Here is a 5602-nt window from a genome sequence, read left to right as displayed (position 1 = left end):
CTACTGGGGCGAGCGGCTGCGGGACGTGCGCGACACGGCCCCCTCCCCCAAGCCCCTGCCGCCGGGCGCGCTGCCGTCCGGCGCCGCCGCGCTGCGGCTGCCCGCGGGCGCCGCTCCCCTGCCCTTCCCCGACCTGCTGGGCGCGTGCGCCGCCGCCGCGCGAGCGCTGTACGGCGAGGGGACGCACCCTCTGGGCTACCCGTGGGGCGGCCGGCCCGCCGCCGCGCGGCCCGTGCTCGGCTGCTTCCTCAACACGGTCGTCTTCCCCGCGACGGCCGCGGCCTCAGCCGCCGGCCCGGACGCCCACGCCGCGCTGTCCACCGCGTGGTGGGACGACCTCGACCGCGCGGACACGCCCTTCGACGAGGTGGTGCGCGCCGCCCGGACGGCCGGCGCGCCCTGGTCGGGGCGGCTCGCCGGGCTGCTGACCGTCGAGGACGCACACGCCCCGGCACTGCGCCTCGGCGGCGTGACCGGCCGCGAGGTGTACGTCGACGGGCGTGCCGTACGCGCGCCCTTCGCGGTCTCCGTCTCGCAGGGCTCCGAGTTCCTCGTACGGATGGCCTGGGACCGCTCCGTGCTCGACGACAACGTCGCCGAGGACGCCTTCGGCGAGCTGACCGGAGCGCTGCGCGCCCGGCTCACCGCTCCCGCCCCCTTCGGCTGACGCCTCCTCACCTCCCCCTGATCCCCCCATCTTTCTTTCTCCCGCATCGAGTTGACGCGCCGACAGGCCGCCGGCCCGATGCCGCCCCCTGCCGCGGGACACTCCCGCCGCGCCACGCGACCCGTGGCGCGGTGTGGTGCGCCCGCTCCGCACCGGGACCCGACAACCCCGACGACCCTTGGGAATTGCCGATGTTCACCCTCTCCTCCTCGCAGGAGATCGTCTGGCTGCACGAGCAGGTGCTGCCAGGAAGCCGCGCGTACAACTTCACCGCCTCGCTCGACCTGTGGGGCACGCTCGACGAGGACGCGCTGCGCGCCGGCCTCGCCGCGACCCTCGACCGCCATCCCGGCCTGCGGCTGGAGCTCGTCGCCGTGCCCGGCGCCGTGCCCGGCCAGCGGGTCGCCGAGGAGTGCGCGCCCCGCTACCGCACCATCGACCTCTCCGGGGAGCCCGACCCGGAGGCCGCGTTCCTGGAGCTGGTGCGCGCCGAGGCGGAGCGGCCGCTGGACACCTACCAGGCGCCGCTGCTGCGCTGGACGCTGGCGCGGCTCGCCGACGACCACCACCGGCTGATCCATGTCGAGCACCACCTGGTGCACGACGGGCACTCGTTCGCGATCATCCTCGGCGACGTGTTCGGCGTCTACCGCGCCCGAGTGCTGGGCAAGCGGGTGGAGTCGGCGCCCGTACGGTCGTACGAGGAGCACGTCCGCGCGGTGACGGGCGCGGCCGGGGGCGAGGAGCGCGCCCGCTCGCTCGCGTACTGGCGGGAGGAGCTGGCCGGCGCGTCCTTCGACGTGCCGCTGCCGGGGCTCACCCGGCCGGGCGCGCAGCGCCGCCACCACGGCGGGCAGCTGCGCCAGGCCATCGGCGCGGATCTCGCGGAGCGGCTGCGCGAGCACGCCCGCACTCAGGGGTACACGCCGTTCGCCGTGCTGCTCGGGCTCTTCGCGGAGCTGCTGCGGCGGCACAGCGGGCGGTCGGAGATGGTCGTGGGGACCGCCGTGGGCAACCGGCCGCGGGGGTTCGAGGAGACCGTCGGGATGTTCGTGAACACCATCCCGCTGCGGCTGCGGCTGGACGCCGAGGCGGGCGCCGCGGAGGCGATGGACGAGGTCACGGACACGCTGATCCGGTCCCTGCCGCATCAGGACGTGCCGGTGCAGGAGCTGACCCACGCGCTGGGCATGCACACCTCGGGCGCGGACAACCCGCTGTTCAACGTGATGTTCAGCGCCCATGACGCGGCGCTGCCGGAGACGGAGACGCCGGGTCTGGAGGTGTCCCTGTTCGAGGGGTTCAACACCGGCACCACGCGCTTCGACCTCGATCTCGTACTGCTGCCCGACGACCGGCGCGGGGTGGGGCCGCGGCACGGGGCGGCCGGGATGACGCTGGTGTGGGACTACGACGCCGACCTGTTCGGCGAGGACGTGGCGCGGCTGCTCGCGGAGCGCTTCCTGGGCCTGGTCCGGTCGTATCTGGACGCGCCGGACGCGAAGCTCGCGTCGCTGGGACCCGCTGCCGACGAGGCGTCGGCGGATGCCTGCGCGGCGCTCGGCGAGGACGCCCTGGCGCTGGACCCGGCCGCGCGCACCGACCCGTCGCTGCCGGCTCTGCTCATCGGGGCGCGGCAGGTGACGTACGGCGATCTCGACGAGCGGGTGGGCCGGCTCGCCGAGCGGCTGCGGGGCGCGGGGGTGGCGGCCGGGCAGCCGGTCGCGGCGGTGCTGCCGCGCGGCGCGGACTCCGTCGTCGCGCTCCTGGCGTGTCTGCGGACCGGCGCGGTGTACTGTCCTCTGTCGCCCAACGACCCGGTTTCCAGGCTGGAGTTGCTGCTCGGGCGGCTCGGTCCGGCGCTGGTACTGACCACCGCCGAGGGCGCGGCGACGCTGCCCGCCGAGGGGTTGCCCATAGCGCTCGTGGACGGCCCGGACTTCCCGCGCGCCGCGGCGGCGCGGGTCGTGGAGGGCGCGGCGTACATCATCCACACCTCCGGTTCGACGGGCGTCCCCAAGCCCGTCGCGGTGGGCCGCGAGGCGCTGGCCCGGCACATGACGGGCACGGCGGAGCGGTTCGGGCTCACTCCGGGCGACCGGGCGCTGCTCTTCGCGCAGCCCTCCTTCGACGTGTCGCTGGAGGAGGTGCTGCCGTCGCTGCACGCGGGGGCGTGCCTGGTGGTGCCGGAGCGGGAGGTGCCGACGGGCGCGGAGCTGATCGAGCTGTTGGCCGCCGCGCGGGTGAGCGTCGCCAATCTGCCGACCAGTTACTTCCTGGCCACGCGCGAGGAGTTGTGCGCGGCTCTGGCCGAGGGCCGCTGGGCGCCGCGGCTGATCGCGCTCGGCGGTGAGCGCATCCCCGCCGACGCGATGCGCGGGCTGCTCGCGGCCACCGGCGCCACCGTGCTCAATGTGTACGGGGTGACGGAGGCGGCGATCAGCACCACGGTCCACGAGATCACGGCCGCGGACCTGGCGGACGGCGCGGAGATCCCTCTCGGGGCCGAGCTGCCGGGCGAGCGCGTGCACGTACTGGACGGCGGGCTGCGTCCGCTGCCGGACGGTGCGGTCGGCGAACTGGCCATCAGCGGCGTCGGGCTGGCCGAGGGGTACGTCGGCAACGAGGAGGCGAAGGCGGCCCGCTTCGTGACGCCGGCGTCGCTCGGCGGCGTACGGGCGTACCTCACCGGTGACCTCGGTTACCGCGACCTGGCGGGGCGGCTGCGGTTCCTGGGCCGCCGCGACAACCAGGTCAAGCTGCGCGGCTACCGCATCGAGCTGGAGGAGATCGAGGCCGCGGCGTCCGCCGTGCTCGGCGGCCGGTCCTGCGCCGTGGTCCTGGACCGCGCGTCCGCGGGCGGGCCGCGTCTGGTGGGCTTCCTGGAGTCGGCGGACGAGCCGGACCAGCGGGCGCTGCACACCGCGCTGGGCGAGCGGCTGCCCGCCGCGCTGGTGCCGGGCCGCTGGGTGCGGCTCGACGCCATGCCGACGCTGTCCGGCGGCAAGCCGGACCGGACCGGGCTGGCGCGGATCGCCGCCGCGCTCCCGCAGGCGCGGCCCGCCGAGGACGTCGCGCCGGAGCCCGCCGCCTTCGAGGACCCGGGCGTCGCGCTGCTCGCCGAGGGCTGGCGCGAGGTGCTCGGCCACGAGCGCTTCACGGGTGCGTCGCACTTCTTCCAGATCGGCGGGCACTCGCTGCTCGCCGCCCGGCTCGCCGCGTGGCTGGAGCCGCACCTCGGCGACCGGCCGCCGCTGCGGCTGCTGTTCCAGAACCCCGTGCTGGCCGATCAGGCCCGCGCCCTGACCGCCGTCGGCACGACGGCCGCGCCTTCGGAGTCGATATGACCGAGACCACTGAGACGACTGAGACGACCGGGATAGCCGAGATGGTCTCCGTGCCCCTCGACGACCACGCCCTCCGAGGCGGTGCGCCCGTACCGAGCGTGCTGCACGGCGGTCCGCTGCCCGCCGCCCCGGCCGCCGGTGAGACCGTGCTGTCCTGGTACGAGACCTGGGTACGCGATACTCCCGACGCGACGGCCGTCCTGGACGGCGAACACCGCTGGACGTACGCCGAGTTGGACTCCGCGGCCGACGCGGTCGCCGACGCGCTGCGCGGGCGGGTGGGCCCCGGCGACATCGTCGTGGTCTGCCTGGACCGGTCCGCCGCGCTGGTGGCGGTCGCCGTCGCGCTGGCCCGGCTCGGGGCCGTGTACCTTCCGCTCGGGCCGCGCCCCGGCGAGCGGCGGCTCACCGCCGTGGCCGAGGGGCTGCGCGTGGTGTCCGTGATCGGCGCGCCCGAGTCGCTGCCGCCGGGCCACCGCGCGGCGGAGCACCTGCCGCTGCCCGTCCCCACGGAGGGTGTGAACGCGGTCGCGGAGGCCGTCGCCGCCTTCGTTCCGCCGGCCGCCGACGCCCGTACGGCCCCTGCCGGCACGTTCTACGCGGTGCTGACCTCCGGATCGACGGGCACGCCGAAGGCCGTCGCCGTCGCCCAGCGGTCGCTGGGCGCGCTGCTGCGCTGGCACCGCGAGCGCACCGGCCTGACCGCCGGGGACCGGCACAGCCTGCATGTCGGCATCGCCTTCGACCCGCACCTGCTGGAACTGTGGTCGGCCCTGACGTGCGGCGCGGCCTTGTCGGTGGCTCCGGACGAGGTGCGCTGGGATCCGGCGGCGCTGGCCGACTGGTGGCGGGAGGCGGGCATCACGGTGGCCGTGTCGTCCACGCCGATGGTCGAGCCGCTGCTGGACCTCCCGTGGCCGACGGGGCTGAAGGTCCGTCATGTCTATGTGGGCGGCGACCGGTTGCGCCGTCGTCCAGCCGCCGATGTCACGGCGACGATCCACAACGCGTACGGCCCGGCCGAGGCCACGGTCGTCTGCACCGCGCACGCCCTGCGTGGGGAGCCGCTCGACGGTGCGGCGGACGAGCCTCCGGCGATCGGGCGGCCGGTGGCGGGCGCGGTGGTGTGCGTCGCCGACGAGCGGGGCGCGATCGTGCCGCGGGGCGAGGCGGGCGAGCTGCTCGTGGGCGGCGACTGCCTGGCCCTGGGCTATCTGGACGAGGAGCTGACCGCGCGGCGGTTCGTCGCGGCGCCGGAGGGCCTGGCGGGTGTGGAGCGGGTCTACCGCACCGGGGACCGGGTGCGGCTGCGCGCCGACGGGGAGCTGGAGTTCCTCGGCCGCCTCGACGACCAGGTCAAGGTGAGCGGCGTGCGCGTCGAGCCCGCCGAGGTCGAGGCCGCGTTCGAGCACGACGCGCGGGTGCGCCGGGCCGTGGTCGCCGTCCGGCGCCCGGAGTCCGGCGGCGCCCGGCTAGCGGCGTTCGTCCTGCCCGCGCCCGGCGCGTCGCCCGCCGTCCGCGACCTGCTGAGCGGGGTACGGGCGTGGCTCCCCGAGCAGGCGGTGCCGGCGGAGGTGCACGTGGTGGA

The 5602-nt window shown here is 76.2% G+C and carries 2 protein-coding genes and 1 pseudogene; all 3 read left to right on the top strand.

Annotation, left to right across the window (positions count from 1 at the left end):
• A pseudogene (locus tag ACFU99_RS31140) lies at positions 1–667 on the top strand (non-ribosomal peptide synthetase); the annotation flags it as partial.
• Positions 668–858: 191 nt separating this feature from the next.
• Positions 859–4014, top strand: coding sequence for an amino acid adenylation domain-containing protein (locus tag ACFU99_RS31135; protein WP_384398376.1), 3156 nt, complete (start codon positions 859–861; stop codon positions 4012–4014).
• Positions 4011–5602: amino acid adenylation domain-containing protein (locus tag ACFU99_RS31130; RefSeq protein ID WP_384398374.1), on the top strand; the 1592-nt coding region annotated here is incomplete at its 3' end. The genes ACFU99_RS31135 and ACFU99_RS31130, both read left to right, overlap by 4 nt.

Origin of the sequence: Streptomyces sp. NPDC057654 (genome assembly GCF_042800135.1) — a bacterium.
Lineage (GTDB): Bacteria > Actinomycetota > Actinomycetes > Streptomycetales > Streptomycetaceae > Streptomyces.
This window is presented reverse-complemented; position numbering and strand designations above follow the sequence as displayed.

Excerpts from the sequence above, each read along its gene's own strand:
- ACFU99_RS31135 (WP_384398376.1), top strand. The coding sequence starts at position 859 with ATGTTCACCCTCTCCTCCTCGCAGGAGATCGTCTGGCTGCACGAGCAG.